Consider the following 24,381-nt stretch of genomic DNA (forward strand, 5'->3'; position numbering starts at 1 on the left):
TGCGGCTGTGCGAGGACGTGCGCCAGGTGTGCGAGGACCACGGCGAGCGGTGGGCCCGGTCGTACGCGCTGTACGTCCTGGCGTACGCGGCCTGGAGCGAGGGGGATGCGGCACGCGCGCGTGAGCTGCTCACCGACTGCCTGGCCTGCGCGCACGCCTTCCACGACCTGCTCGGCTCGGTCCTGTCCATCGAGCTGCTCGCTCTGGTCACCGTGACCGAGGGCGATCCGGCCGAGGCCGCCGTACTGCAGGGCGCGGCGGCCTCGCTGTGGCCGTCGGTGGGCCTGCCCCTGTTCGGCTCGGCCTACTACAACGCCCCGCACGAGCTGTGCGAGACGACGGGAAGGGAGCGGCTGGGCGACGAACGGTACGAGGAGTGCGTACGACAGGGCCGGGCGCTCGGCCGGGACGCCGTAGTGTCCCGGGCGCTGGGCCGCGCCCGCCCGCTCGGGGGACTGCCGGCGCCGCGGGGTTCCGTGCCGCACGCGCGAGCGGCCCTCGACATGCAGCAACCCGCCGCCTCGCCCACCCGGAAGGGCGGGGAGACGGCGGGCTGAAGTGGTGCGTGTCCTACGGCCTGCCGGTGATCAGCGGGCGTAGTACTCGACGACGAGCTGCTCGTCGCAGATCACCGGGATCTCCTTGCGGTTCGGCTCACGGTCCAGGCGGAAGGCCAGGGCGCGGAGGTTCACCTGGAGGTAGCGCGGGGTCTCGCCGTCGGGGGCGAAGCCGCCCTCACGGGCGATCGAGAACAGCGTCTTCTCACGGCTGCGCTCGCGCACCATGACGACGTCGTCGGGACGGACGCGGAAGGACGGCTTGTCGGTCTTCTGGCCGTTGACCTCGATGTGGCCGTGGACGACCATCTGGCGGGCCTGGTAGATCGTGCGGGCGATGCCCGAACGCAGGACCAGCGCGTCGAGACGGCGCTCGAGCTCGATGACCAGGGCCTCACCGGTCTTGCCCTGGGTCTTGGCGGCACGCTCGTAGGCGCGGACGAGCTGACGCTCGGACACGTCGTACTGCGCGCGCAGACGCTGCTTCTCGAGCAGACGGACCTTGTAGTCCGAGTTCTGCTTGCGGCCACGGCCGTGCTCACCCGGCGGGTAGGGACGGGCCTCGAAGTACTTGACGGCCTTCGGGGTCAGCGCGATACCGAGCGCACGCGACTTCTTGACCTTGGGACGGGACTGGTTCGGCATGAACCAACCTCTCTATCTGAACGAAATCCGGCTTCACCAGGGTTAGGGAGGTCGCATCCGCAGCCGGGAAACCCGCCGGGTCCATGACGGACCTGCCGGGCAGCCGCTCCCAGGTCTGGGCACATACGTGCAGCACGCGAACGACCCACCGCCTGCTCCCGGGAACCGGGTGGTGGTGGGTTGCCCGCGACACCTTCGAAGGTGCGCGACGCTCCTGGAGACCCCGCCCGAGGGGTTGGATCTCCGGCTGCCTGTCCCGTTCTGGTGGCGCCGACCGAGGTCGGACACGGGACGCAGCACTCCGCACGAGTGTACCGGGTCGGCCGGGGCTCCGTGCACCGGGCCGCTGCGGCCCGCCTGCGCGCCTGCCGTCAGCCGCCCTCGCCGCGCAGCCGTTCGCGGACCTTCTCGACCACGTCCGCGTAGCGGGCCTCCGCGCCGTAGCGCGTCGGCTCGTAGTAGCGCTTGCCGTGCACCGCGTCGGGCGCGTACTGCTGGGCCGCGATGCCGCCCGGGACGTCGTGCGGATAGACGTAGCCCTGGGCGTGGCCGAGCTTGGCCGCGCCCTTGTAGTGGCCGTCGCGCAGATGCGGCGGGACCGGGCCCGCGAGCCCGCCCCGCACGTCCGCCTGGGCGGCGGCGATCGCGATCGTCGCCGCGTTCGACTTCGGGGCAAGGGCCAGCGCGATGGTGGCATGGCTGAGGGTCAGGGCCGCCTCGGGGAAACCGATCATGGCGACCGCCTGGGCCGCGGCGACGGCGGTCGGCAGCGCGGTCGGGTCGGCGAGGCCGATGTCCTCGCTTGCCGAGATCATGAGCCGGCGGGCGATGAATCTGGGGTCCTCGCCCGCCTCGATCATCCGGGCCAGGTAGTGCAGCGCCGCGTCCACGTCCGAGCCGCGGATGGACTTGATCAGGGCGCTGGCCACGTCGTAGTGCTGGTCGCCGTCCCGGTCGTACTTCACGGCGGCCCGGTCGACGGTCTCCTCGACCGTGGCGAGCGTGATCTCCGGCTCGCCCTTGGCGATCGCCGCGCCGGCCGCCGCCTCCAGGGCGGTCAGCGCCCGTCGTGCGTCGCCGCCGGCGATCCGCAGCAGATGCGCCTCCGCGTCCTCCGACAGCGTGACGGCCCCGCCCAGGCCACGGTCCTCGGTCAGCGCCCGCTTGAGCAGGTCGCGCAGGTCGTCGTCGGTGAGCGGTTCGAGGGTGAGCAGCAGCGAGCGGGACAGCAGCGGCGAGATGACGGAGAAGTACGGGTTCTCCGTCGTCGCCGCGATCAGGGTGACCCAGCGGTTCTCCACCGCGGGCAGCAGCGAGTCCTGCTGGGCCTTGCTGAAGCGGTGGATCTCGTCGAGGAAGAGGACGGTCTCCTTGCCGTAGCCGCCGACCGCCCGGCGCGCGCCGTCGATGACCGCGCGGACCTCCTTCACCCCGGCGGTGATCGCGGACAGCTCCACGAACCGCTTGTCGGTCGCCTTGGAGACGACGTACGCCAGGGTGGTCTTCCCGATGCCGGGCGAGCCCCAAAGGATCACCGAGGAGGCCCCGGCCGGGCCTCCGCCGCCCTCCCCCACGAGTCGCCGCAGGGGCGAGCCGGGCTTGAGCAGGTGCCGCTGGCCGAGGACTTCGTCGAGGGTGCGCGGGCGCATCCGCACGGCCAGGGGGCTGCTGGACGGGTCCTTCTCCTGGCGGTCTTCGGCGGCTGCGGTAAAGAGGTCGGGCTCCACGTCATGAAGCCTAGGTCACCGGACCGACAGTCCCGCGCGGGCCCGTCAGCTCGTCCAGAAGTCCCACCAGCGGGTCAGGATCAGCATGCCGATGACGCCGATGTGCAGCACCGGCAGGACCCAGGTGAACTCGTCGAAGAAGGTCCGCAGCGCACCCGGGGCCGGGATGACACCCGTGCGGACGTTGTGCGAGGTCACGTACCAGAACATGACGATGGTGGCGAGCCAGGCCAGGCAGCACCACAGGCAGAGCGCGTTGATCTCGTACAGCGACTGGTACATGAGCCAGGTGCAGAACCCGACGCCGAACAGGGCGCCGGCGTTGAGGCCGAGCCAGTACCAGCGGCGGTAGCGGGCCCCGGCGAGGAGCGCGAGGCCGATCGCGATGACCATCGCGTACGTGACGAGCCCGAGCATGGGGTTCGGGAACCCGAACACCGCCGCCTGGTCGCTCTTCATGATGTTGCCGCAGGAGACGACCGGGTTGAGGCTGCAGCCCGGGGTGAAGTTCGGGTCCTCGAGCAGCTTGAACTTGTCGATCGTGATGACCCACGCGGCGAGCAGTCCGGCCGCTCCGGTGATCACCAGCATCCAGGCGAACGGGCGGCTCGCTCCGATGGTGCCGGAGTCCCCCTTGGCGGACGCTTCGTCCAGCGCTGCACTCGTCATTTCGCCGTTCCATGGTCGTCGCGGGCGGATGGGCACGGTCATTGTGCCGCACCGCACCCCGTGTCCACCGTTCGATGGACATAAGGACGACCGGCCGATGGTCGTGGAACCCCAAACTCCGCAAGAAGCTCGGGTCATGACGACGACAGAGAACGCGGTACGCGTACGGGGGCTTCGCAAGCGGTACGGCGATGTGGCCGCGGTCGACGGGCTCGACCTGGACATCCGTCGCGGCGAGGTGTTCGGGATCCTCGGCCCCAACGGCGCAGGCAAGAGCACCACGGTGGGCATCCTCCAGGGGTACCGCTCCCGGGACGCCGGAGAGGTCTCGGTGCTGGGTTCCGACCCGGCTTCCGGCGACCGGATCTGGCGCTCCCGGGTCGGCATCGTCTGGCAGGACGAGTCGCCGCCGGCCGAGCTGACGGTGCGGGAGACGGTGACGCAGTTCGCCCGGTACTACCCCAGGCCGCGCGACCCGGACGAGGTGATCGCGCTGGTCGGCCTGGAGAAGAAGGCGGCCGGCCGGGTGCGGGGGCTCTCCGGCGGCCAGCGGCGTCGGCTCGATGTCGCTCTCGGCGTGATCGGCGGCCCGGAGCTGGTGCTGCTCGACGAGCCGACGACCGGCTTCGACCCGGCGGCCCGGCGGCAGTTCTGGGACCTCGTCCGGCGGCTCGCCGACGAGGGCACGACGATCGTGCTGACCACGCACTACCTGGAGGAGGCCGAGGCCCTCTCCGACCGGATCGCGGTGGTCGCCGGCGGCCGGGTCGTCGCCGAGGACACCCCGGCCGGACTGCGTGCCCGGTACGGCGAGGGCGCGACCGTCGCCTGGCGGGAGGCGGACGGCTCGCCGCGCAGCGAGGGGACAGCCGCCCCTACCCGCACGGTCGCGGAGCTGATGCGCCGCTTCGACGGGGAGATCCCCGGGCTGACCGTCAGCCGCCCCACCCTGGAGGACGTCTACCTCCGGCTCACCGGACAGGAGACCGCACGATGACGCTCACCGCGGAACGCGCCGCGCGCAAACCGGCCCGGCTGCCCGGAGCCTGGTCGCTCGGCCTGCACCAAGGCGCCCAGGAGATCCGGCAGTTCTTCCGGGCGCGCGAACAGGTGGTCTTCACCTTCGCCTTCCCGATCGTCTTCCTGTTCCTGTTCGCCTCGATCTTCGGCGACGCGATGGAGGGCACCGGGACGACGGCCTCGCAGCACTACGTGGCCTCTATGATCGCGGCCGGGATCATGTCGACGAGCTTCCAGTCGCTGGGCATCTCGATCGCGATCGAGCGGGACGAGCACGTGCTGCGCCGGCTGCGCGCGACGCCGATGCCGCCGGCCGCGTACTTCCTGGGCAAGGTGTGGCTGGTGCTGTTCACCTGCGTCCTCGAGACGGCGGCGCTGCTGCTGTTCGGCACTGCCCTGTACGACGTCGAGCTGCCCTCGGACGTCTCCGGCTGGCTGACCTTCGGCTGGATCTTCGTCCTCGGGCTGACCGGCTGCTCGCTGCTCGGCATCGCGATCAGCAGCGTGCCACGGTCGGGGAAGAGCGCGACCTCGGTCGTCGTCCTGCCCTTCCTGGTCCTGCAGTTCATCTCCGGGGTGTACATCCTGGTGGACGCGCTGCCGAACTGGATGCTGACGATCGGGGCGCTGTTCCCGCTGAAGTGGATGGTGCAGGGGCTGCGCGGGGTGTTCCTGCCAGAGGCCGCGGCGGTCCTGGAACCCGCCGGGAGCTGGGAGTTCGGGCGGATCGCGCTGGTGCTGGGGGCCTGGTGCATCGGAGGATTGGTGCTGTGTCTGCTGACCTTCCGCTGGAAGAACCGGGGCGACGGCTGAACGGGCCCGACGGCGCCCGCGCCTCCGACGTGCACAACCGTACGTTCCGCAACTGGGACGTGTACTTCGCCGTGGTCTGGGCGGGCACGCTGGCCTTCGCGCTCGGCGCGGAGCACCCGGCGTGGCCGTTCCGGGTTGCGGCGGCCTGCGTGTTCGCACTCCAGGCCCCCTGGTATCTGCTGGTCGGCCGGCCGCAGATGACCGGCCCCACGCCCGACGAGCGGCGGGTCCGGCTCCATGTCGCGGGCTCCGTGGTCCTGTTCCTGGTTCCGGCGGTGCTGGTCGGGGAGACCCGGCTCGCCACCTTCGCGCTGGTGCCGCAGTGCTTCATGCTGCTCCGGCTGCGGCCGGCGCAGGTCGCGGTCGTGCTGATCAACATCGTGCCGATCGCCGGCTGGGCGCTGCTGTGGCGGCCGCACGCCGGCGACCTGGCCCTGAACTCGGTGTTCGCCGTCGTTTCGCTCAGCTTCTCGCTGGTGCTCGGCACCTGGATCATCCGGGTCGTCGACCAGAGCCAGGAGCGGGGGGCGCTGATCGCCGAACTGGACGCGCACCGCGAGGAGGTGGCGCGCCTTTCGGCGGCGCACGGCGCGCTGGCCGAGCGCGAGCGGATGTCCCGGGAGATCCACGACACCCTCGCCCAGGGGTTCACCAGTCTGCTGATGCTGGTTCAGGCCGTGCAGTCGGAGCTGGACCGCGATCCCCCGGCGGCCCGCCGCCATCTGGCGCTGATGGCGGACACCGCCCGGCAGAACCTGGCCGAGGCACGGGCGCTCGTCGCGCACGGCGCGCCTGCCGATCTGCACGGCGGCTCGCTGCCCGACGCGCTGCGCCGCCTTGTCGCCCGTCACGACTCCCCCGCCCGCCTCAGCGTCACCGGGCCGGAACTGCCGCTGCCGGCCGCCCTGGAGGTGGTCGCGCTGCGGTCCTGCCAGGAGGCCCTGGCCAATGTCCGCCGGCACGCGGGCGACGGGGCGGCCGTAGCCGTGTCGCTCGGGTACGACGAGGGCGCGCTGACCCTCTCCGTACGCGACGAGGGGCGCGGCTTCGACCCGCTGGGGCCGCACCGCGGCTACGGGCTGAGCGGGCTGCGGGCCCGGGCCACCGAGGTCGGCGGCACCGCCGAGATCCGCAGCGCCCCCGGCGCGGGCACCACTGTCACCGTCCGTCTTCCCGTTCCCGCCAGGAGCACCTCATGATCCGGATCCTGCTCGCCGACGACCACCCGGTGGTACGGGAGGGACTGCGCGGCATGCTGGCCGCTGAGCCGGACCTCGACGTGGTCGGGGAGGCGCCGAACGGTCCGCGCGCCGAGGCGCTGTGCGCCGAACTCCTGCCCGACATCGTGCTGATGGACCTGCGCATGCCCGGCGGCGGCGGGGTCGAGTCGATCCGCCGGATCCGTGCCGCCGACCTGCCCTGCCGGGTCATCGTGCTCACCACGTACGAGACGGACGGGGACATCCTGCGCGCGGTCGAAGCGGGCGCGGCCGGCTATCTGCTCAAGGACCTGGCGGGCGGCGAGCTCGCGGACGCGATCCGGGCGGCGGCCCGCGGCGAGACCGTGCTCGCCCCGTCGGTGGCGGCCCGGCTCGTCGACCAGCTGCGCACGAAGCCGGAGCGACCGCGGCTGTCGGAGCGGGAGACGGCGGTGCTGCGGCTGGTCGCGGAGGGCTGCACCAACGCGGAGATCGGCCGCCGGCTCTACATCGGGGAGTCCACGGTCAAGACGCATCTGCTGCGGGTGTTCGGCAAGCTGGGCGTCGACGACCGTACGGCGGCGGTGACCAGCGCGCTGCGGCACGGGCTGCTCGACGGCTGAGCCGGACACGGAAGGGCCCGGTCCGCTCGGAAGCGGACCGGGCCCTCACATGCGTACGGACCGAGGTCGAGCCGGAGTGCGTACGGACTCGGGTCAGGCCAGCTTGGCCTTGACCGTGTCCACCAGCTTGTCCAGGGCCACCGGCTCCTGCTCGCCGGACTCCATGTCCTTCAGCTGGACGAGTCCCTCGGCGAGATCGCGCTCGCCGGCGACGATCGTGTAGCGGGCGCCGGACCGGTTGGCGTTCTTCATGTGGGCCTTCAGGCCCTTGGCGCCGTAGGAGAAGTCCGTCGCCACCCCCGCCTTGCGCAGCTCGGTGACGACGCCGAAGAGCACCCGGCGCGCCTCCTCGCCCAGCGGCACCGCGAAGACGCTGGTGGCCGACGGGATGTCGAGCGTGATGCCCTCGGCCTCCAGGGCGAGGACGGTGCGGTCCACGCCGAGCGCCCAGCCGACCGACGGGAGCGCCGGGCCGCCGATCATCTCGGACAGGCCGTCGTAGCGGCCGCCGCCGCCCACCGCGGACTGCGAGCCCAGACCGTCGTGCACGAACTCGAAGGTCGTGCGGGTGTAGTAGTCGAGGCCGCGGACCAGCTTCTCGTCGTCCTCGAAGACCACGCCCGCCTGGTTCAGCAGCTCGCGGACCTCGGAGTGGTACGCCTTGCACGCGTCGCACAGGTAGTCGCGCAGCAGCGGCGCGCCGACCAGCTGCTTCTGGACCTCGGCCCGCTTGTCGTCGAGCACCCGCAGCGGGTTGATGTCGATCCGGCGACGGGTCTCCTCGTCGAGGTCGAGGCCGCGCAGGAAGCCCTGCAGGGCCTCGCGGTAGACGGGGCGGCACTCCTTGTCGCCCAGCGAGTTCAGCAGGATGCGGAACTGGCGCAGGCCCAGGGAGCGGTACGCCTGGTCGGCCAGGATGATCAGCTCGGCGTCGAGCGCCGGGTCCTCGGCGCCGATGGCCTCGGCGCCGACCTGCGAGAAGTGGCGGTAGCGGCCCTTCTGCGGGCGCTCGTAGCGGTAGTACGAGCCCGAGTACCAGAGCTTCACCGGCAGGCCGCCGGCCTTGTGCATGTTGGCTTCCAGGGCCGCGCGCAGCACGGAGGCGGTGCCCTCGGGGCGCAGCGCGAGGTTGGAGCCGCCCTTGGTGGTGAGGGTGTACATCTCCTTGGTCACGATGTCGGTGGACTCGCCGACACCGCGCGCGAACAGGTTGACGTCCTCGAAGCCGGGGGTCTCGACGTAGCCGTAGCCCGAGGTCCGCAGCGGCGCGGAGATGGCGTCGCGGACGGCCAGGTACGTCGCGGAGAACGGCGGGATGAGGTCGAAGGTGCCCTTGGGGGCCTTGAAGGTGCTCACGAAAGTCTCGTCACATTCCTCGTCGGGGAGCCTGGGAACTCCCGAGGCCGGCCGCCACGTCCCGGAGGTACGGGTTGGTGGCGCGCTCCTGGCCGATGGTCGTCTGGGGACCGTGTCCGGACAGCACCACGGTCGAGTTGTCGAGCGGCAGGCACACGCGGGCCAGCGATTCGAGCATCTCGTCCATGTCACCGCCGGGCAGGTCGGTGCGTCCGATGGAGCCGGCGAACAGCAGGTCGCCCGAGAAGAAGACCGAGGGGATCTCCGTCGTCTGGGGCATCCGGAAGGTCACCGACCCCTTGGTATGGCCGGGCGCGTGCGCGACCGAGAACTCCATGCCGGCCAGCTCCAGCGTGCTGCCGTCGCCGAGCTCGCGGACGTCGTCCGGCTCCCCCACGGTCAGCTCGCCCATGAGCGGCATCCCGATGGAGCGGCCGAGGGCCTTCTCCGGGTCGCTCATCATGTAGCGGTCGGCAGGGTGGATCCACGCGGGCACGTCATGGGCGCCGCAGACCGGGACGACGGAGGCGACATGGTCGATGTGGCCGTGGGTGAGGACCACGGCGACGGGCTTGAGCCGATGCTTCTTGAGCGTCTCCTCGACTCCCTGGGCCGCCTGGTGGCCCGGGTCGATGATCACGCACTCCTCGCCTGCGGCGGGGGCGACCAGATAGCAGTTGGTCCCCCAGGCCCCGGCGGGGAACCCGGCAATCAGCACGATCGTCCTTAATGTCGTCCGGCACGAGATGGCGGCAGAGCGTAATGCAGCAGATCAGAGCCTACCGGCGCTGCTCATTCCACAGCCAACCCGTATACGGTACGGGCACACCAGGCCAGGACAGGACAACAGACCGACAAGGAGCGACCCGGTGGTCAGCAGCGATCAGCGGCGGCGGCAGCTCGCCAGGGAGAAGTTCGAGCGGCAGCAGCAGCGCCGGGCGGAGACGCGCAAGAAGGCCAGGCGCAACACCGTCCTCGCGGCCGGTCTGGCCGTGGTGCTCGCCTCGGGCGGCGCCGTCTACGCGTCCATCTCGCTGACCGGCGGCGACAAGAAGAGCGCCGACAACGCCGCGCCCAGCGACGCGCCGACGCCCACGCCCAGCGAGTCCAAGGCCCCCGAGCCGAAGATGGCGATCGACGCCAAGGCGAAGTACACGATGTCGCTGGACACGAGCCGCGGCGCGATCTCCATCGCGATGGACGCGGCAAAGACCCCGCACACGGTGAACTCGTTCAAGCACCTGGCGGACAAGAAGTACTTCGACGGCACGAAGTGCCACCGGCTCACCACGTCGGGCATCTTCGTCCTGCAGTGCGGCGACCCGAAGGGCGACGGCACCGGCGGCCCCGGCTACACGATCCCGGACGAGAACCTCTCCGCGCTGGGCAAGGCGGGCGCGGACGGCTCGGTGACCTTCCCGGCCGGCACGGTCGCGATGGCCAACACGATGCAGCCGAACACCGGCGGCAGCCAGTTCTTCCTCGTCTACAAGGACACCAAGCTCCCGCCGCAGTTCACCCCCTTCGGCACGATCGACGCGGCCGGTCTGAAGGCCGTCCAGGAGATCGCGAAGGGCGGTGTCCAGGGCGGCGCCAAGGACGGAGCGCCCAAGACGCCCGTCACCGTGGAGAAAGCCACGGTCCGGAAGGTGTGAACCGCTGAACTTCGGTCGCGCTGAGTGCGGACAGCCGGGCGGCCGGTCGCCTAGATTGGCGTTGTGCAGCACGGATGGGATTCCGCGCTGTGGAGGGCGGGCGAGACCCGCCGCGAAACTGTGGACGATGCCCAGGGGGCACAACCCCCTCGTACGGCATCAGGTGGAGGAGGCGCTGTGAGCAGCGACCCGTGGGGCCGCGTCGACGAGACGGGCACCGTGTACGTGCGTACGGCCGACGGTGAGAAGGTCGTCGGCTCCTGGCAGGCCGGCACTCCCGAGGAGGCACTGGCCTACTTCGAGCGCAAGTACGAGGGCCTGGTGGTCGAGATCGGCCTCCTCGAGAAGCGGGTGAAGACCACCGACCTCTCGGCGAAGGACGCCGCGACCGCCATCGATCATCTGCGTCAGCAGATCGACGAGCACCACGCCGTCGGCGACCTGGACGCGCTGGCCAAGCGGCTGGACAAGCTGGTCGAGACCGTCGAGTCGCGCCGCGAGGAGCGGAAGGTCCAGAAGGCCAAGCAGGCCGACGAGGCGAAGCACGCCAAGGAGGCCCTGGTCGTCGAGGCCGAGGAGCTGGCGCAGAGCGAGCAGTGGCGCTCCGCCGGTGAGCGGCTGCGCGCCCTGGTGGACACCTGGAAGGGCCTGCCGCGGCTCGACCGGAAGTCCGACGACGAGCTCTGGCACCGCTTCTCGCACGCCCGCTCGGCCTTCTCCAAGCGCCGCAAGGCCCACTTCGCCTCCCTGGACGCCCAGCGCGAGGACGCCCGCAAGGCGAAGGAGGCGCTGGTCGCCGAGGCGGAGTCCTTGTCGAACTCCACCGACTGGGGGACGACGGCCGCCCGCTACCGCGAGCTGATGGCGGACTGGAAGGCGGCCGGCCGGGCGCAGCGCGAGCACGAGGACGACCTGTGGAACCGCTTCCGCGGCGCCCAGGACGTGTTCTTCGCGGCGCGCTCCTCGGTCTTCGCCGAGCGGGACGCGGAGCAGACCGAGAACCTCAAGCTGAAGGAGGAGCTCGCGACCGAGGCCGAGAAGCTGGTGCCGGTGACGGACCTGAAGGCGGCCCGTGCGGCCTTCAGGGGCGTCAACGAGCGCTGGGAGGCCATCGGCCACGTGCCGCGCGACGCCCGCCCGAAGGTGGAGGGCCGGATGCACGCGGTGGAGCGGGCGCTTCAGGAGGCCGAGGAGACCGAGTGGCGCCGGACGAACCCGGAGGCGCGGGCGCGCGCCGCGGGTCTGACCGGTCAGCTGCAGGACGCGGTCGACAAGCTGCAGAAGCAGATCGACGCGGCCCGTGCGGCGGGCAACGACGCCAAGGCCGACAAGCTCGCGAGGGAGCTCGAGGGCCGCCAGGCGCTGCTCGACCAGGCGCTGAAGGGCCTGGAGGAGTTCGGCGGCTGAGGTTTTTGAGCCGAACACGCCGAGTACGCGGAAGGGCCCCCGGGACGATGTCCCGGGGGCCCTTTCCGTGTGCCGGTGCTACGGCCCGTGCTACGGCCGGCGGGCCGAGGTGACGCGGTAGACGTCGTAGACGCCCTCCACGCCGCGTACCGCCTTCAGGACGTGGCCAAGGTGCTTCGGGTCGCCCATCTCGAAGGTGAAGCGCGAGGTGGCCACCCGGTCGCGGGAGGTCTGCACGGCCGCGGACAGGATGTTCACGTGCTGGTCGGACAGCACCCGGGTGACGTCCGAAAGCAGGCGCGAGCGGTCGAGGGCCTCGACCTGGATGGCCACGAGGAACACCGAGGACTGGGTGGGCGCCCACTCGACGTCCAGCATCCGCTCGGGCTGCTGGGAGAGCGAGTCGACGTTGACGCAGTCCGCGCGGTGCACCGAGACGCCGCTGCCGCGGGTGACGAAGCCGATGATCGGGTCGCCGGGCACCGGGGTGCAGCAGCGGGCCAGCTTGACCCAGACGTCCTCGACGCCCTTGACGACCACGCCCGGGTCGGCGTTGGCCCGGCGCTTGGAGCGCCCGCGGGACGGCGGCGCGGTCTCGGCGATGTCCTCGGTGGCGGCCTCCTCGCCGCCGAGCGCCTGGACCAGCTTCTGGACGATGGACTGGGCGGTGACATGGCCCTCGCCGATCGCCGCGTACAGGGAGGAGATGTCGCTGTAGCGCATCTCGTGGGCGAGGGTGACGAGCGAGTCGCCGGTGAGGATCCGCTGGATCGGCAGGTTCTGCTTGCGCATGGCCCGCGCGATGGCGTCCTTGCCCTGCTCGATGGCCTCGTCGCGGCGCTCCTTGGAGAACCAGGCGCGGATCTTGTTGCGGGCGCGGGGGGACTTGACGAAGCCCAGCCAGTCCCGGGACGGGCCTGCGCCTGCGGCCTTGGAGGTGAAGACCTCGACCAGGTCGCCGTTGTCCAGGGTCGACTCCAGCGGCACAAGGCGCCCGTTGACCCGGGCTCCTATCGTCCGGTGGCCGACCTCGGTGTGCACGGCGTACGAGAAGTCGACGGGGGTGGCGCCGGCGGGCAGCGCTATGACGTCGCCCTTCGGGGTGAAAACGAAGACCTCGTTGCGCGACAGGTCGAAGCGCAGCGACTCCAGGAACTCGCTGGGGTCCTCGGTCTCCTTCTGCCAGTCGAGCAGTTGGCGCAGCCACGCCATGTCGTTGAGGTGGTCGTCCTTGCCGGTCTTCTTCGGCACGTCGGCGCGCACCTTGGAGGCGCCGGCGACGGCCTCCTGCTTGTACTTCCAGTGCGCGGCGATGCCGTACTCGGCGCGGCGGTGCATGTCGAAGGTGCGGATCTGCAGCTCGACCGGCTTGCCGTTGGGGCCGATGACCGTGGTGTGCAGCGACTGGTACATGTTGAACTTCGGCATCGCGATGTAGTCCTTGAACCGGCCGGGGACCGGGTTCCATCGCGCGTGGACGGTGCCGAGGGCCGCGTAGCAGTCGCGGACGGTGTCCACGAGGACGCGGATGCCGACCAGGTCGTAGATCTCCGCGAAGTCACGGCCGCGGACGATCATCTTCTGGTAGACGCTGTAGTAGTGCTTGGGCCGGCCGGTGACGGTGGCCTTGATGCGGGCGGCGCGCAGGTCGGACTGGACCTCGTCGGTCACTATCGCGAGGTACTCGTCCCGCTTGGGGGCGCGCTCGGCGACGAGCCGGACGATCTCGTCGTACATCTTCGGGTAGAGGATCGCGAAGGCGAGGTCCTCCAGCTCCCACTTGATGGTGTTCATGCCCAGGCGGTGGGCGAGCGGCGCGTAGATCTCCAGGGTCTCGCGCGCCTTCTTCTCCTGCTTCTCGCGCTTGAGGTACCGCATGGTGCGCATGTTGTGCAGGCGGTCGGCGAGCTTGATGACCAGGACGCGGGGGTCCTTGGCCATGGCGACGACCATCTTGCGCACGGTCTCGGCCTGGGCGGCCTCGCCGAATTTCACCTTGTCGAGCTTGGTGACGCCGTCGACGAGCAGCGCGACCTGGTCGCCGAAGTCCCGGCGCAGCGTGTCCAGGCCGTACTCGGTGTCCTCGACGGTGTCGTGCAGCAGACCGGCCATGAGCGTCGCCGGGTCCATGCCGAGCTCGGCGAGGATGGTGGTGACGGCGAGCGGGTGCGTGATGTACGGGTCGCCGCTCTTGCGCTTCTGGCCGCGGTGCCAGCGCTCGGCGACCTGGTAGGCCTTCTCGATCTGGCGCAGCGTCGCGGTCTCGATCTTCGGGTCGTTGGACCGGACGATCCGCAGCAGCGGTTCGAGGACCGGGTTGTACGGCGACGAGCGCTGCACGCCCAGCCGGGCGAGGCGGGCCCGCACCCGGTTGGAGGAGCCGCCCGGCCGGGCGAGGGAGCTCGGCGTGGGCCGGGGGGTGGCGAGCGGCGCCGGGGCGGCCGGGGCACGCTCGGCTGCCGGCCGGTTCTCCGCGGGCTTGTTCTGGGGCGTGGCGGATCCCGGCGCGGCCTTCTCGGCCTGCGGGTCGGGCTGCGCGGCGGAGAGTGGCTGGGCCTCGTCTGGCAAGAGCGCTCCTCTGGGGTCCCCCCGGACGGAGTCTGGGGGAGGATCCGGGTCCCCCGGTCAGGCCCGGAAACCCCATGGTATCGACCCGTCCACGACAGCGCGCACGCGTCCGGCGGCTGAGCGCCCTCGCAAGGATCCGGCCACGGCGGCGAGCGGCCCGTCCCTGGGCCGTGTCTGACGCGAAGGGGCGCCCCGGGAGATCCCGGAGCGCCCCTCGTGTGCGCGTCGCGCGCGCTCAGACCGTGATCAGCGCCTCCAGCGGAGCGCCGTCCAGGACGGGCTCCAGGCGGGCGCGGCCCGGCAGGAAGCCGAGCTCCATGAGGACCGCGACGCCCGCGACCTCGGCGCCGGCCCGGCGGATGAGCTGCAGCGAGGCCTCGGCGGTGCCGCCGGTGGCGAGGACGTCGTCGATGACCATGACGCGGTCGTCCGCGCTCAGGTCCTCGGCGTGCACCTCGATCTCGGCGGTGCCGTACTCCAGCTCGTACGCCTGCTTCAGCGTGGCGCCGGGCAGCTTGCCGGCCTTGCGGACCGGGATGAAGCCCAGGCCCGCGCGGACGGCGACCGGCGCGGCGAGGATGAAGCCGCGGGCCTCCAGGCCCGCGATCTTCGTCGCGCCGTTGCGCAGGCACAGCTCGGCGAGCGTCTCGGTCAGGGCCGTGAACGCCACCGGGTCCGCGAGCAGCGGCGTGATGTCCTTGAACAGCACGCCCGGCTTCGGATAGTCGGGGACGTCCCGGATCCTGCTGAGCAGCAGGCCGTGCGCGTCGGTGAGGCGCTCGGTCATCGCCGTCCGTCCGTGGACCGGCCGCGGCGGCCGCGCTGGCCCACCACGGCGGCCGGGACGGCGTCCTCGACGGCCTCGGCCGGGTCGACGTCCGCCGACTCGCCCTTGGCGGCCGCGGAGGCCCGCTTGGCGAGCACCCGCTTCTTCAGCGCCTTCATGGCCGGCTCGCGCTCCTTGAGGTCGGCGACCAGCGGCGTGGCGATGAAGATCGACGAGTAGGCGCCGGCGGCGAGACCCACGAAGAGCGACAGCGAGATGTCGTTCAGCATGCCCGCACCGAGGAAGCCGCCGCCGATGAAGAGCAGGCCGGCGACGGGCAGCAGCGCCACGACGGTGGTGTTGATCGAACGCACCAGGGTGCTGTTGATCGACCGGTTGGCGATCTCGCTGTAGGTCCAGCGGGTCTGCTTGGTGATGCCCTTCGTCTGCTCCTTGAGGGAGTCGAAGACGACGACGGTGTCGTACAGCGAGTAACCGAGGATGGTCAGCAGACCGATGACCGTGCCCGGGGTGACCTCGAAGCCGACCAGGGCATAGATGCCGACCGTGATGGTGATGTCGTGGATCAGCGCGACGAGCGCCGCCACGGCCATCCGCCATTCGAAGGCGATCGCCAGGTAGATCACCACGAGGACCATGAAGATCGCGAGGCCGGTCCACGCCTTGGTGGCGATCTGCTTGCCCCAGCTGGGGCCGACCAGCTCCGCGTTGATGCTGTCGACCGCGATGTTCATGTCCTGCGCCAGCTCGGCCTTGACCCGGTCGGCCTGCTTGGTGTCCAGATCGCCGATCTGGATGCGCAGGCTGCCGTCGCCGAGCTGCTGGACGATCGCGTCGTGGCCGGAGGCCGACTCCGCGTCCTCGGTGGCCTGGGCGACCGAGACCGGCGTGTTCTTCGGGGTGGTGAAGACCGCGCCGCCCTTGAACTCGATGCCCATGTTGAGGCCCTGCACCGCCAGGGCCAGGATGGCCGTGATGGTGATCAGGATCGAGACGCCGTACCAGATCTTCCGCTTGCCGACGAAGTCATAACCGACCTCGCCGCGGTGGAGCCGGGCGCCGAGAGTGCCGAGCTTCGACATCTCACGCCTCCTTCGGGTCGATGGGGGCGGAGGCACGGCGCGAGCGGCGCAGCGGCGGCTGGGCGCCGAGACGCTTCGGGTCCAGGCCGGACCACGCGTGACCGTTGCCGAAGAACTTCGTACGGGCGAGCAGCGTCATCACCGGCTTGGTGAACAGGAACACCACGACCACGTCGAGCACGGTGGTCAGGCCGAGGGTGAACGCGAAGCCCTGCACCTTGCCGACCGTCACGACGAAGAGCACCGCGGCGGCGAGGAAGGACACGAAGTCGGACACGAGGATGGTGCGACGGGCGCGCGGCCAGGCGCGCTCGACGGCGGGACGCAGCGTGCGGCCCTCGCGGATCTCGTCGCGGATGCGCTCGAAGTACACGATGAACGAGTCCGCTGTGATGCCGATGGCGACGATGGCACCGCAGACGGCCGGCAGGTTCAGCGCGAAGCCGATGGCCGGGCCGAGCAGCGCCATGAGCACGTAGGTCAGGATCGCCGAGGCGAGCAGCGAGAGCAGCGCGACCAGCGACAGGCCCCGGTAGTAGACCACCAGGTAGATCACGACCAGGAGCAGGCCGATGGCGCCGGCGATCAGACCGGCCTTCAGCTGCTCACCGCCGAGCGCGGCGGTGACGGTCGTCGCGGACTGCTCCTGGAAGGTCAGCGGGAGCGCGCCGAACTTCAGGATGTTGCCCAGGTCCTGCGCGGAGGCCTGGTCGAAGTTGCCGGAGATCTCGGCGTTGGCGCTCAGGGTCTGCCGCACGGACGGGGCCGAGACGACCTTGCCGTCGAGCACGATCGCGAACCGGTTCATCGGGTCCTGCTGCTGCGACAGCCGGCTGGTGATCGTCTGGAACTTCTTGGCGCCCTTGTCGGTGAACTGCATGGTGACGATCCACTGACCGGACTGCTGGCTGATCGTCGCCTGGGCGTCGTCGACGTCCTTGCCGTCCACCTCGGCCGGGCCGAGGATGTACTTCTCCACGAAGCCCTTCTCGGGCTCGCCGCAGGCAACGGTCGGCTCGGTGGCCTTGACGCCCTTGCCGGCCGCGATGCGCTGCTCCGGGTCGGCGCAGTCCAGTGCGGCGAACTTCTGCTGGAGCGCCGCGGTGGACGCGTCGGGCGCGGGCGCCTTCGGCGTCTCGGAGGCCTTCGGCTTGCCCGAGGCGGAGCCGCTCGGGGTCGGCGTGGGGCTCGGCGCCTTCAGGGCCTCGGAGACCGGGCGGCCCTGGGTGGTGGCGCTCGCCGTCGGGGTGGCGGAGGACTTGCCGTCCTTGTCGCCGTCGCCCTTGCCCTTGTCCACGGTCGCGCCGGAGCCCGAGGGCTTCGGCTTCGGGGATCCGGAGGGCGACGCGGACGGGGTCGGCGTCCCCTTCTCCGGCTGGGCCTGCGCGGTCAGGACCGGGCGGAAGTAGAGCTGGGCGGTGGTGCCGACCTGCTCACGGGCCTGCTTCTCGTTCGTCCCCTTGGGGATGTTGACGATGATGTTCTCGCGGCCCTGGGTCTGTACCTCGGCCTCGGAGACGCCCAGACCATTGACACGACGCTCGATGATGCCGACCGCGGTGTTCATGTTGGTCTCGTTGACGGCGCTTTCCTTGCCGGGTTCGGCCTGCGCCTTGAGCGTGATCGTCGTACCGCCCGCGAGGTCGATGCCCAGTCGCGGCGTGGTGTGACCCGACCAGAACATCCCGCCGGTGAGCGCGACCATGGCGATCAGGAACAGAACGAGGACACGCCCCGGCCTGCCCTGTCCCCCCGCCGGCCTTCGGCCCTTCTTCGGTGCTGCCACCTTGTCGATTCTCCCTGTCCAACCGCCCCGCGCCGGGTGTGCGCGGGGCGGCCACGAAGTTGTGTGGGGACCTGCCCCCGCAGTCGTAGACACGGTCCGGGGACCGCGGGCGCGCCGGTGGGCGTGCCCGCGGTCCCCGGCTGCGACTACTTCGCGTCGGTGTCGCCGTCCGCCTTGCCGTCCTTGACCTCGGCCTCCGCGCCGGCCTCGGCCGGGTCCGCCTTCTTGGTCAGGTCGGCCTTGGCGTCGGAAGCGTCGTCCGTCTCGGTCAGCGAGGAGACGTCATCCGGTACAGCGTCGCCGGTGATCTTGATGTCACTGTCGTCGCCGTCCGTGTCGCCGTGCACGATCCGGTTGTACTCGTCGTCCGCGAGAACCGCGCCGATCGAGTTCTTCGCGTAGACGGCATGCACGCCGGGCGCGACTTCCAGGACGACGGTGTCGTCGCCCATCTCCTTGACGGTGGCGTACATGCCGCCGATCGTGCGTACGCCGGAGCCGGGCTGCATCTGGTTGCGCATCTCCACCGCCTGGGCCTGCTTCTTCTTGGCAGAGCGGGTCATCAGGAACATGGCCCCGATGAGGACGATGAAGGGGAGGAGCATGCCGATGTTATTCACGGGACGGAAATCCTTCGCATGGTCGCGGCGATTCCGCGGCCTGATCTTCGGGGGTGGGTGCGCCGACCATAAGGCCGTATCGGCGGAGTCTAGGCGAGTCCGCATCGTTGGAACAACGCCCAGCATCCCCGATTGGTTCCTCGTCCGGCGAGCCTCCGCGCCGTCACGCCCCGAAGAGCCCCGGTTGTCCGCTTCCCGGAGCGCCCCCGAGATTTCCCTGGCCCGCGGCCTGCGGCGGCACCAGTCCGAGGTGGGTCCAGGCGGCCGGTGTGGCGACCCGGCCACGGGGCGTGCGGGCCAGCAGGCCCTCCCGTACGAGGAAGGGCTCGGCGACCTCCTCGACCGTCTCGCGCTCCTCCCCCACGGCCACCGCGAGGGTGGACAGACCGACCGGTCCGCCGCCGAACAGCTTCAGCAGGGCCTCCAGGACCGCCCGGTCCAGCCGGTCCAGGCCACGGCCGTCGACCTCGTACACGGCGAGGGCGGCGGCGGCGATCTCCCGGTCGACCCGGCCGTCCGCCCTGACCTGGGCGTAGTCACGGACGCGGCGCAGCAGCCGGTTGGCGATGCGGGGCGTGCCGCGGGAGCGGCCGGCGATCTCCGCGGCGCCCTCGGTGTCGATCTCGACGTCGAGGAGTCCGGCGGAGCGGTGGATCACCCGCTCGAGCTCGGCCGGGTCGTAGAACTCCATGTGGCCGGTGAAGCCGAAGCGGTCGCGCAGCGGCGGCGGCAGCAGGCCGGCCCGGGTGGTCGCGCCGACCAGGGTGAAGGGCGGCAGCTCCAGGGGGATGGCGGTGGCGCCGGGGCCCTTGCCGACGATGACGTCGACCCGGAAGTCCTCCATCGCCATGTAGAGCATCTCCTCGGCGGGCCGGGACATCCGGTGGATCTCGTCGAGGAAGAGGATCTCGCCCTCCTGGAGGGAGGAGAGGATCGCGGCCAGGTCGCCGGCGTGCTGGATGGCGGGGCCCGAGGTGATCCGGATCGGGGCGTTCATCTCGGCCGCGATGATCATCGACAGGGTGGTCTTGCCGAGGCCGGGCGCGCCGGAGAGCAGGACGTGGTCGGCGGTCGCGCCGCGCTGGCGGGCGGCCTTGAGCACGAGGTCGAGCTGCTGGCGGACCTTCTCCTGCCCGACGAACTCGCTGAGGTCCTTGGGGCGCAGGGCCGCCTCGACGGCTTGGTCCTCGCCGTCGGCGGACGCGCCGACGAGGCGCTCCTCGGCTGCCGCGGCGCTCTCGTCGTCCCAGTTCACGGTGGTTGCCTTTTCCTTCGTACGGGGCGGCCGGGGGTGCTGCCCGGCCCGTCGGGGCCAGCGGTCAGCGGGCGCGGTTCAGGGTCTGCAGGGCGGCGCGCAGGAGCTGCGGGACCGGGGCGGCGCCGGTCTCGGCGAGGGCGGCCTCGGCCTGCGGGGTGACCGCGGAGACGGCCTCCTCCGCCTCGCGGCTCGCGTAGCCCAGGCCGATGAGCGCGGACTGGAGCTGCTCGGTCCAGGGCGCGGGGCCGGCCGCGGGGCGGCGCGCGTCCGGGAGCACGCCGGCGCCGACGGGCGCGCCGAGCTTGTCCTTCAGTTCGAGGAGGAGCTTCTGCGCGCCCTTCTTGCCGATGCCGGGCACGGCGGTCAGGGCCTTCTCGTCCCCGGTGGCGACGGCGAGGCGCAGCGCGTCGGGGCTGTGCACGCCGAGCATCGCCTGGGCGAGCCGGGGGCCGACGCCGCTGGCGGTCTGGAGCAGTTCGAAGACTTGGCGCTCGTCGTCGTCGGCGAAGCCGTACAGCGTCAGTGAGTCCTCACGGACCACCAGGGAGGTCGCGAGGCGGGCCTCCTGACCGATCCTCAGCCCGGCGATGGTGTGCGGGGTGCAGTGGACGGCCATGCCGACGCCGCCGACCTCGACGACCGCGGTCGTGGGGGCGAGGGCGGCGACGGGTCCGCGGACAAAGGCGATCATGGCGTGCGGCCTTTCGCTGCGTGCAGGGCGACGGCCTGCTGGAGGCGGTTCTGGGCGGGGGCCCGCCAGATGTGGCAGATGGCGAGCGCCAGGGCGTCGGCGGCGTCGGCCGGCTTCGGCGGGGCGGAGAGCCGCAGCAGCCGGGTCACCATCGCGCCGACCTGGGCTTTGTCGGCCCGGCCGCTGCCGGTGACGGCGGCCTTGACCTCGCTTGGGGTGTGCAGGGCGACGGGGATGCCGCGGCGGGAGGCGCACAGCATGGCGACGGCGCTGGCCTGCGCGGTGCCCATCACCGTACGGACGTTGTGCTGGCTGAACACCCGCTCCACGGCGACCAGTTCGGGCGAGAAGCGGTCCAGCCACTCCTCGATGCCGCGCTCGATGCCGACCAGGCGGATGCCGATGTCCGCGTCCGCCGGGGTCCGGACCACGCCGACGCCGAGCATGGTCAGCGGCCGCCCGGCGACTCCCTCGACCACGCCGACCCCGCATCGGGTCAGCCCCGGGTCCACCCCCAGTACGCGCACGCCGCCCCTCCCTGATCGCTCAACTGTTTGTGCAGGCTAGCGCCTGGCACTGACAACGCAGCGGGCCGACGGGGGTGTGTCCCCGTCGGCCCGCTGCCGGAAGATCGCGATCAGGCGTCGACCTTCTCCATGATCTCGTCGCTGACGTCGAAGTTGGCGAAGACGTTCTGCACGTCGTCGCTGTCCTCGAGCGCGTCGATCAGCTTGAACATCTTGCGCGCGCCCTCCTCGTCGAGCTCGACCTGCATGGTCGGGACGAAGCTGGAATCGGCCGAGTCGTAGTCGATGCCGGCGCCCTGGAGCGCGGTGCGGACCGCGACCAGGTCGGTGGCCTCGCTGATGACCTCGAAGCTCTCGCCGAGGTCGTTGACCTCCTCGGCGCCCGCGTCGAGCACCGCGTCCAGGACGTCGTCCTCGCTCAGTTCGCCCTTGGGGAGCACGACGACGCCCTTGCGGTTGAACAGGTACGAGACGGAGCCCGGGTCCGCCATGGAGCCGCCGTTGCGGGTCATGGCGACGCGCACGTCGGAGGCGGCGCGGTTGCGGTTGTCGGTGAGGCACTCGATGAGCACCGCGACACCGTTCGGGCCGTAGCCCTCGTACATGATCGTCGCGTAGTCGACGCCGCCGGCCTCGAGACCGCCGCCGCGCTTGACCGCGGAGTCGATGTTCTTGTTCGGCACCGAGCTCTTCTTGGCCTTCTGGATGGCGTCGAAGAGGGTCGGGTTACCGTCCGGGTCGGCGCCGCCGGTCCGGGCGGCGACCTCGATGTTCTTGATCAGCTTCGCGAAGAGCTTGCCGCGCTTGGCGTCGATCACGGCCTTCTTGTGCTTCGTCGTAGCCCATTTAGAGTGGCCGGACATCTGCCTGTCTCCTTCGCGTAACCCTTTTCTGCACGAACCCCAGAGATCCTACCGGGAGTACGTCAGCGCTCGGCGCGCACCATGTCCACGAACAGGGAGTGGATGCGGTGATCGCCCGTGAGCTCCGGGTGGAACGAGGTGGCGAGCACCTTGCCCTGGCGCACGGCGACGATGTGCCCCTCGTGCTCGGCGAGCACCTCGACCGCGGCGCCGACCGACTCCACCCACGGGGCGCGGATGAAGACGCCCTCGACGGGGCCGTCCTCGATCCCGGCCACCGCGACGCCGGCCTCGAAGGACTCGTTCTGCCGGCCGAACGCGTTGCGTCGCACGATCATGTCGATGCCGCCGAAGGTCTCCTGATCCGAGCGCGGGTCGAGGATCTTGTCGGCGAGCATGATCAGGCCGGCGCAGGTGCCGTAGACCGGGAGCCCGGCGGCGATGCGCTCGCGCAGCGGCTCCATCAGGCCGAAGAGCACGGCCAGCTTGGAGATGGTGGTGGACTCGCCACCAGGGATGACCAGGCCGTCGATCTCGGCGAGCTCCTCGGGGCGCCGGACCGGCCTGGCCACGGCGTCAGCCGCGGCCAGGGCGATCAGGTGCTCCCGTACGTCGCCCTGGAGGGCCAGGACACCGATGACGGGAGAGGTCATTACCAGCCCCGGTTCGCGTAGCGCTCGGCCTCGGGCAGGGTGTCGCAGTTGATGCCGACCATGGCCTCGCCCAGGTTGCGGGAGGCGTCCGCGATGATCTTCGGGTCGTCGTAGAAGGTGGTGGCCTTCACGATGGCGGCGGCGCGCTTGGCGGGGTCGCCGGACTTGAAGATGCCGGAACCGACGAAGACGCCCTCGGCGCCGAGCTGGCGCATCAGTGCGGCGTCGGCCGGGGTGGCCACGCCACCGGCGGAGAACAGCACGACCGGGAGCTTGCCGAGTTCGGCGACTTCCTTGACGAGCTCGTACGGGGCGCGCAGCTCCTTGGCGGCGGCGTACAGCTCGTGGTTGTCGTAGCCGCGCAGGCGGGCGATCTCGTTCTTGATCTGGCGCAGGTGGCGGACGGCCTCGACGACGTTGCCGGTGCCGGCCTCGCCCTTGGAGCGGATCATGGCCGCGCCCTCGGCGATGCGGCGCAGGGCCTCGCCCAGGTTGGTGGCGCCGCAGACGAAGGGCGTCGTGAAGGACCACTTGTCGGAGTGGTTGACCTCGTCGGCCGGGGTGAGGACCTCGGACTCGTCGATGTAGTCGACACCGAGGGACTGCAGGACCTGGGCCTCGACGAAGTGGCCGATGCGGGACTTGGCCATGACCGGGATCGAGACGGCCTCGATGATCTCCTCGATCATGTTCGGGTCCGACATGCGGGCCACGCCGCCGTCCTTGCGGATGTCGGCCGGAACCCGCTCCAGGGCCATGACGGCCACGGCGCCCGCGTCCTCGGCGATCTTCGCCTGCTCGGCGTTGACGACGTCCATGATCACGCCGCCCTTGAGCTGCTCCGCCATGCCGCGCTTCACGCGCGCGGTGCCGGTCTCGGGGGCCTGGTTCTCGGTGCTGGACACGGGTTGACCTCGCAGAAGTGAAAGGGATTACTGCAGCACCGAGGAAACGTCACCGGACCAGGCCACAGCAAGGGCCAATGGAGAGGCGGTGGATCGTTTTGGTGCAGCCCTGGTCCTAGGCTGCCCGGTCGACCAGGGCCGCGGGCGGCTCGTCGTCCATCTCGAAGGCCATCGGGAAGGGGGCGTGACCGGCCAGGCGGAACCAGCGGACCTTGCGGTGCTGGCGCAGGCGGCGGGCGGCGCCGACCGCGTCGTTGTGGAAGCGGCGAGCCATCGGGACCCGTCGTACGGCCTCGGTGAGTTCGTGGGCCGCCGCCTCTCCCCCGGGCGCCTCGCGGACCGCCTCCACCTGGGCCGGGTCCGCGAACACGGCCCGCAAGGCCTGGCTCAGGTCGCTCTCGGCGACCTCCCGCTGCTCCTCCTCGGCCTGCCGGGCGGCGTGCGCGGCCTCGTACAGGACGATCGACGCGGCCGGATCGAGCACGCCCGCGGTGGCCAGTTCCTGGGCCACGGAGGCGCGGCGGAGCAACTGCGCGTCCAGGCCCGCGCGCGTGGCGTCGATCCTGGCGTGCAGCCGGTCGAGACGGCCTGCGGTCCAGCTCAGATACAGGCCGACCGCGACGAGCGCGACGAGAATCCAGATGAGGGTGGGAGTCACGGGCAGCAAGGCTATCGGGGCGGGTTCGGGCGGGGCGGGTCAGGCACGGGACCGACACACGCGGCCGGTATGAGGGCCCGCCGGAGGGTATGCCTCACCGGTGCGAAATCGGTCGGCAGAGAGGTGCGGTCCGGCGCTGCACGGGCTGAGGCGGGCGCGCCGGGCCCGGCGCGGAACCCGTCGCCGGCGAGCCCGGCCCGGGGTCTCCTGTCGTCGGCCACGACGTCGTGGCCGACGACAGGAGACCCGCACGGCACGAGGCCGTCCGCGGCGGGACGAGACCCGACACGGGGAGGGGTCGGTCTCGGTGGA

Annotated in this window: 23 protein-coding genes and 1 pseudogene; 7 read left to right on the top strand and 17 right to left on the bottom strand. The window is 71.1% G+C overall.

Going from position 1 to position 24,381, the window contains the following annotated elements; translation table 11 throughout:
- Nucleotides 1–557, top strand: a pseudogene (locus VIU94_RS38470) (regulator); the annotation flags it as partial.
- 30 nt (nt 558–587) lie between these two features.
- Here the strand turns inward: VIU94_RS38470 and rpsD are convergent.
- The 3 genes from rpsD to VIU94_RS38485 all read right to left on the bottom strand — a co-directional run bounded on the left by rpsD (nt 588) and on the right by VIU94_RS38485 (nt 3,598).
- Nucleotides 588–1,202: a 30S ribosomal protein S4 gene (gene rpsD, locus VIU94_RS38475; protein ID WP_331919206.1), complete on the bottom strand. Its 615-nt coding sequence runs from the start codon at nt 1,200–1,202 to the stop codon at nt 588–590.
- Between the two features lie 371 nt (nt 1,203–1,573).
- On the bottom strand, nt 1,574–2,929 hold the full coding sequence (locus tag VIU94_RS38480) for a replication-associated recombination protein A (protein ID WP_331919208.1): 1,356 nt from the start codon (nt 2,927–2,929) through the stop codon (nt 1,574–1,576).
- A 45-nt stretch (nt 2,930–2,974) separates the two neighbouring features.
- Complete coding sequence (locus tag VIU94_RS38485) at nt 2,975–3,598, bottom strand: vitamin K epoxide reductase family protein (protein WP_331919210.1); 624 nt, start codon at nt 3,596–3,598, stop codon at nt 2,975–2,977.
- A gap of 136 nt (nt 3,599–3,734) precedes the next feature.
- Between VIU94_RS38485 and VIU94_RS38490 the strand changes: the two genes are divergently transcribed.
- From VIU94_RS38490 to VIU94_RS38505, 4 genes are read left to right on the top strand one after another with little or no spacing between them, the layout of a single operon-like run.
- Nucleotides 3,735–4,595 carry an ABC transporter ATP-binding protein gene (locus tag VIU94_RS38490; RefSeq protein WP_331919212.1) on the top strand — a complete coding sequence of 287 codons (861 nt, stop codon included), beginning with the start codon at nt 3,735–3,737 and terminating at the stop codon, nt 4,593–4,595.
- Entirely contained in the window at nt 4,592–5,431 is an 840-nt protein-coding gene (locus tag VIU94_RS38495) for an ABC transporter permease (protein ID WP_331919214.1), read from the top strand. Before VIU94_RS38490 ends, VIU94_RS38495 begins: the two co-directional genes overlap by 4 nt.
- Entirely contained in the window at nt 5,389–6,630 is a 1,242-nt protein-coding gene (locus VIU94_RS38500; protein WP_331919216.1) for a sensor histidine kinase, read from the top strand. The genes VIU94_RS38495 and VIU94_RS38500 overlap by 43 nt, the downstream gene beginning before the upstream one ends.
- Nucleotides 6,627–7,253 carry a response regulator gene (locus VIU94_RS38505; RefSeq protein WP_331919218.1) on the top strand — a complete coding sequence of 209 codons (627 nt, stop codon included), beginning with the start codon at nt 6,627–6,629 and terminating at the stop codon, nt 7,251–7,253. The genes VIU94_RS38500 and VIU94_RS38505 overlap by 4 nt, the downstream gene beginning before the upstream one ends.
- A 93-nt stretch (nt 7,254–7,346) precedes the next feature.
- Here the strand turns inward: VIU94_RS38505 and hisS are convergent, their stop codons facing one another.
- Nucleotides 7,347–8,609, bottom strand: coding sequence for a histidine--tRNA ligase (gene hisS / locus VIU94_RS38510; protein WP_331919220.1), 1,263 nt, complete (start codon nt 8,607–8,609; stop codon nt 7,347–7,349).
- A 10-nt stretch (nt 8,610–8,619) separates the two neighbouring features.
- A complete protein-coding gene (locus tag VIU94_RS38515) occupies nt 8,620–9,327 on the bottom strand; it encodes an MBL fold metallo-hydrolase (protein ID WP_331919222.1) in 708 nt (235 codons plus the stop codon).
- 151 nt (nt 9,328–9,478) lie between these two features.
- On the opposite strand from VIU94_RS38515, the gene VIU94_RS38520 reads away from it, so the two are divergent.
- Both VIU94_RS38520 and VIU94_RS38525 read left to right on the top strand, forming a co-directional pair.
- Nucleotides 9,479–10,264, top strand: a complete 786-nt coding sequence (locus VIU94_RS38520) for a peptidylprolyl isomerase (RefSeq protein WP_331919224.1) — start codon at nt 9,479–9,481, stop codon at nt 10,262–10,264.
- A 177-nt stretch (nt 10,265–10,441) separates the two neighbouring features.
- Complete coding sequence (locus VIU94_RS38525; RefSeq protein ID WP_331919226.1) at nt 10,442–11,671, top strand: DUF349 domain-containing protein; 1,230 nt, start codon at nt 10,442–10,444, stop codon at nt 11,669–11,671.
- Nucleotides 11,672–11,761: 90 nt separating this feature from the next.
- On the opposite strand, the gene VIU94_RS38530 is transcribed toward VIU94_RS38525, so the two are convergent.
- The 12 genes from VIU94_RS38530 to VIU94_RS38585 form a co-directional block, all read right to left on the bottom strand.
- Entirely contained in the window at nt 11,762–14,239 is a 2,478-nt protein-coding gene (locus VIU94_RS38530; protein WP_331919228.1) for a RelA/SpoT family protein, read from the bottom strand.
- Between the two features lie 235 nt (nt 14,240–14,474).
- Nucleotides 14,475–15,026, bottom strand: coding sequence for an adenine phosphoribosyltransferase (locus tag VIU94_RS38535; RefSeq protein WP_331919230.1), 552 nt, complete (start codon nt 15,024–15,026; stop codon nt 14,475–14,477).
- Nucleotides 15,023–16,108 (bottom strand): protein translocase subunit SecF, encoded by a 1,086-nt coding sequence (gene secF, locus VIU94_RS38540; protein ID WP_331919232.1) that lies wholly within the window; start codon nt 16,106–16,108, stop codon nt 15,023–15,025. The genes VIU94_RS38535 and secF overlap by 4 nt, the downstream gene beginning before the upstream one ends.
- A 1-nt stretch (nt 16,109) precedes the next feature.
- Nucleotides 16,110–17,894, bottom strand: a complete 1,785-nt coding sequence (gene secD, locus VIU94_RS38545; RefSeq protein WP_331919234.1) for a protein translocase subunit SecD — start codon at nt 17,892–17,894, stop codon at nt 16,110–16,112.
- A 146-nt stretch (nt 17,895–18,040) separates the two neighbouring features.
- Nucleotides 18,041–18,499 (bottom strand): preprotein translocase subunit YajC, encoded by a 459-nt coding sequence (gene yajC / locus VIU94_RS38550; protein ID WP_331919250.1) that lies wholly within the window; start codon nt 18,497–18,499, stop codon nt 18,041–18,043.
- 178 nt (nt 18,500–18,677) lie between these two features.
- Complete coding sequence (gene ruvB / locus VIU94_RS38555) at nt 18,678–19,769, bottom strand: Holliday junction branch migration DNA helicase RuvB (protein ID WP_331919236.1); 1,092 nt, start codon at nt 19,767–19,769, stop codon at nt 18,678–18,680.
- A gap of 64 nt (nt 19,770–19,833) precedes the next feature.
- Nucleotides 19,834–20,463, bottom strand: coding sequence for a Holliday junction branch migration protein RuvA (gene ruvA / locus VIU94_RS38560; RefSeq protein WP_331919238.1), 630 nt, complete (start codon nt 20,461–20,463; stop codon nt 19,834–19,836).
- Entirely contained in the window at nt 20,460–20,990 is a 531-nt protein-coding gene (gene ruvC / locus VIU94_RS38565; RefSeq protein ID WP_331919240.1) for a crossover junction endodeoxyribonuclease RuvC, read from the bottom strand. The genes ruvA and ruvC overlap by 4 nt, the downstream gene beginning before the upstream one ends.
- A gap of 110 nt (nt 20,991–21,100) precedes the next feature.
- Nucleotides 21,101–21,853: a YebC/PmpR family DNA-binding transcriptional regulator gene (locus VIU94_RS38570; protein ID WP_331919242.1), complete on the bottom strand. Its 753-nt coding sequence runs from the start codon at nt 21,851–21,853 to the stop codon at nt 21,101–21,103.
- A 62-nt stretch (nt 21,854–21,915) separates the two neighbouring features.
- Nucleotides 21,916–22,506 carry a pyridoxal 5'-phosphate synthase glutaminase subunit PdxT gene (pdxT, locus tag VIU94_RS38575; protein ID WP_331919244.1) on the bottom strand — a complete coding sequence of 197 codons (591 nt, stop codon included), beginning with the start codon at nt 22,504–22,506 and terminating at the stop codon, nt 21,916–21,918.
- Entirely contained in the window at nt 22,506–23,411 is a 906-nt protein-coding gene (pdxS, locus tag VIU94_RS38580) for a pyridoxal 5'-phosphate synthase lyase subunit PdxS (RefSeq protein ID WP_331919246.1), read from the bottom strand. The genes pdxT and pdxS overlap by 1 nt, the downstream gene beginning before the upstream one ends.
- Nucleotides 23,412–23,526: 115 nt before the next feature.
- Complete coding sequence (locus VIU94_RS38585) at nt 23,527–24,069, bottom strand: LemA family protein (protein ID WP_331919248.1); 543 nt, start codon at nt 24,067–24,069, stop codon at nt 23,527–23,529.
- Between the last annotated feature and the right edge of the window lie 312 nt (nt 24,070–24,381).

The organism is Streptomyces sp., from assembly GCF_036566765.1.
Taxonomy (GTDB): Bacteria; Actinomycetota; Actinomycetes; order Streptomycetales; family Streptomycetaceae; genus Streptomyces.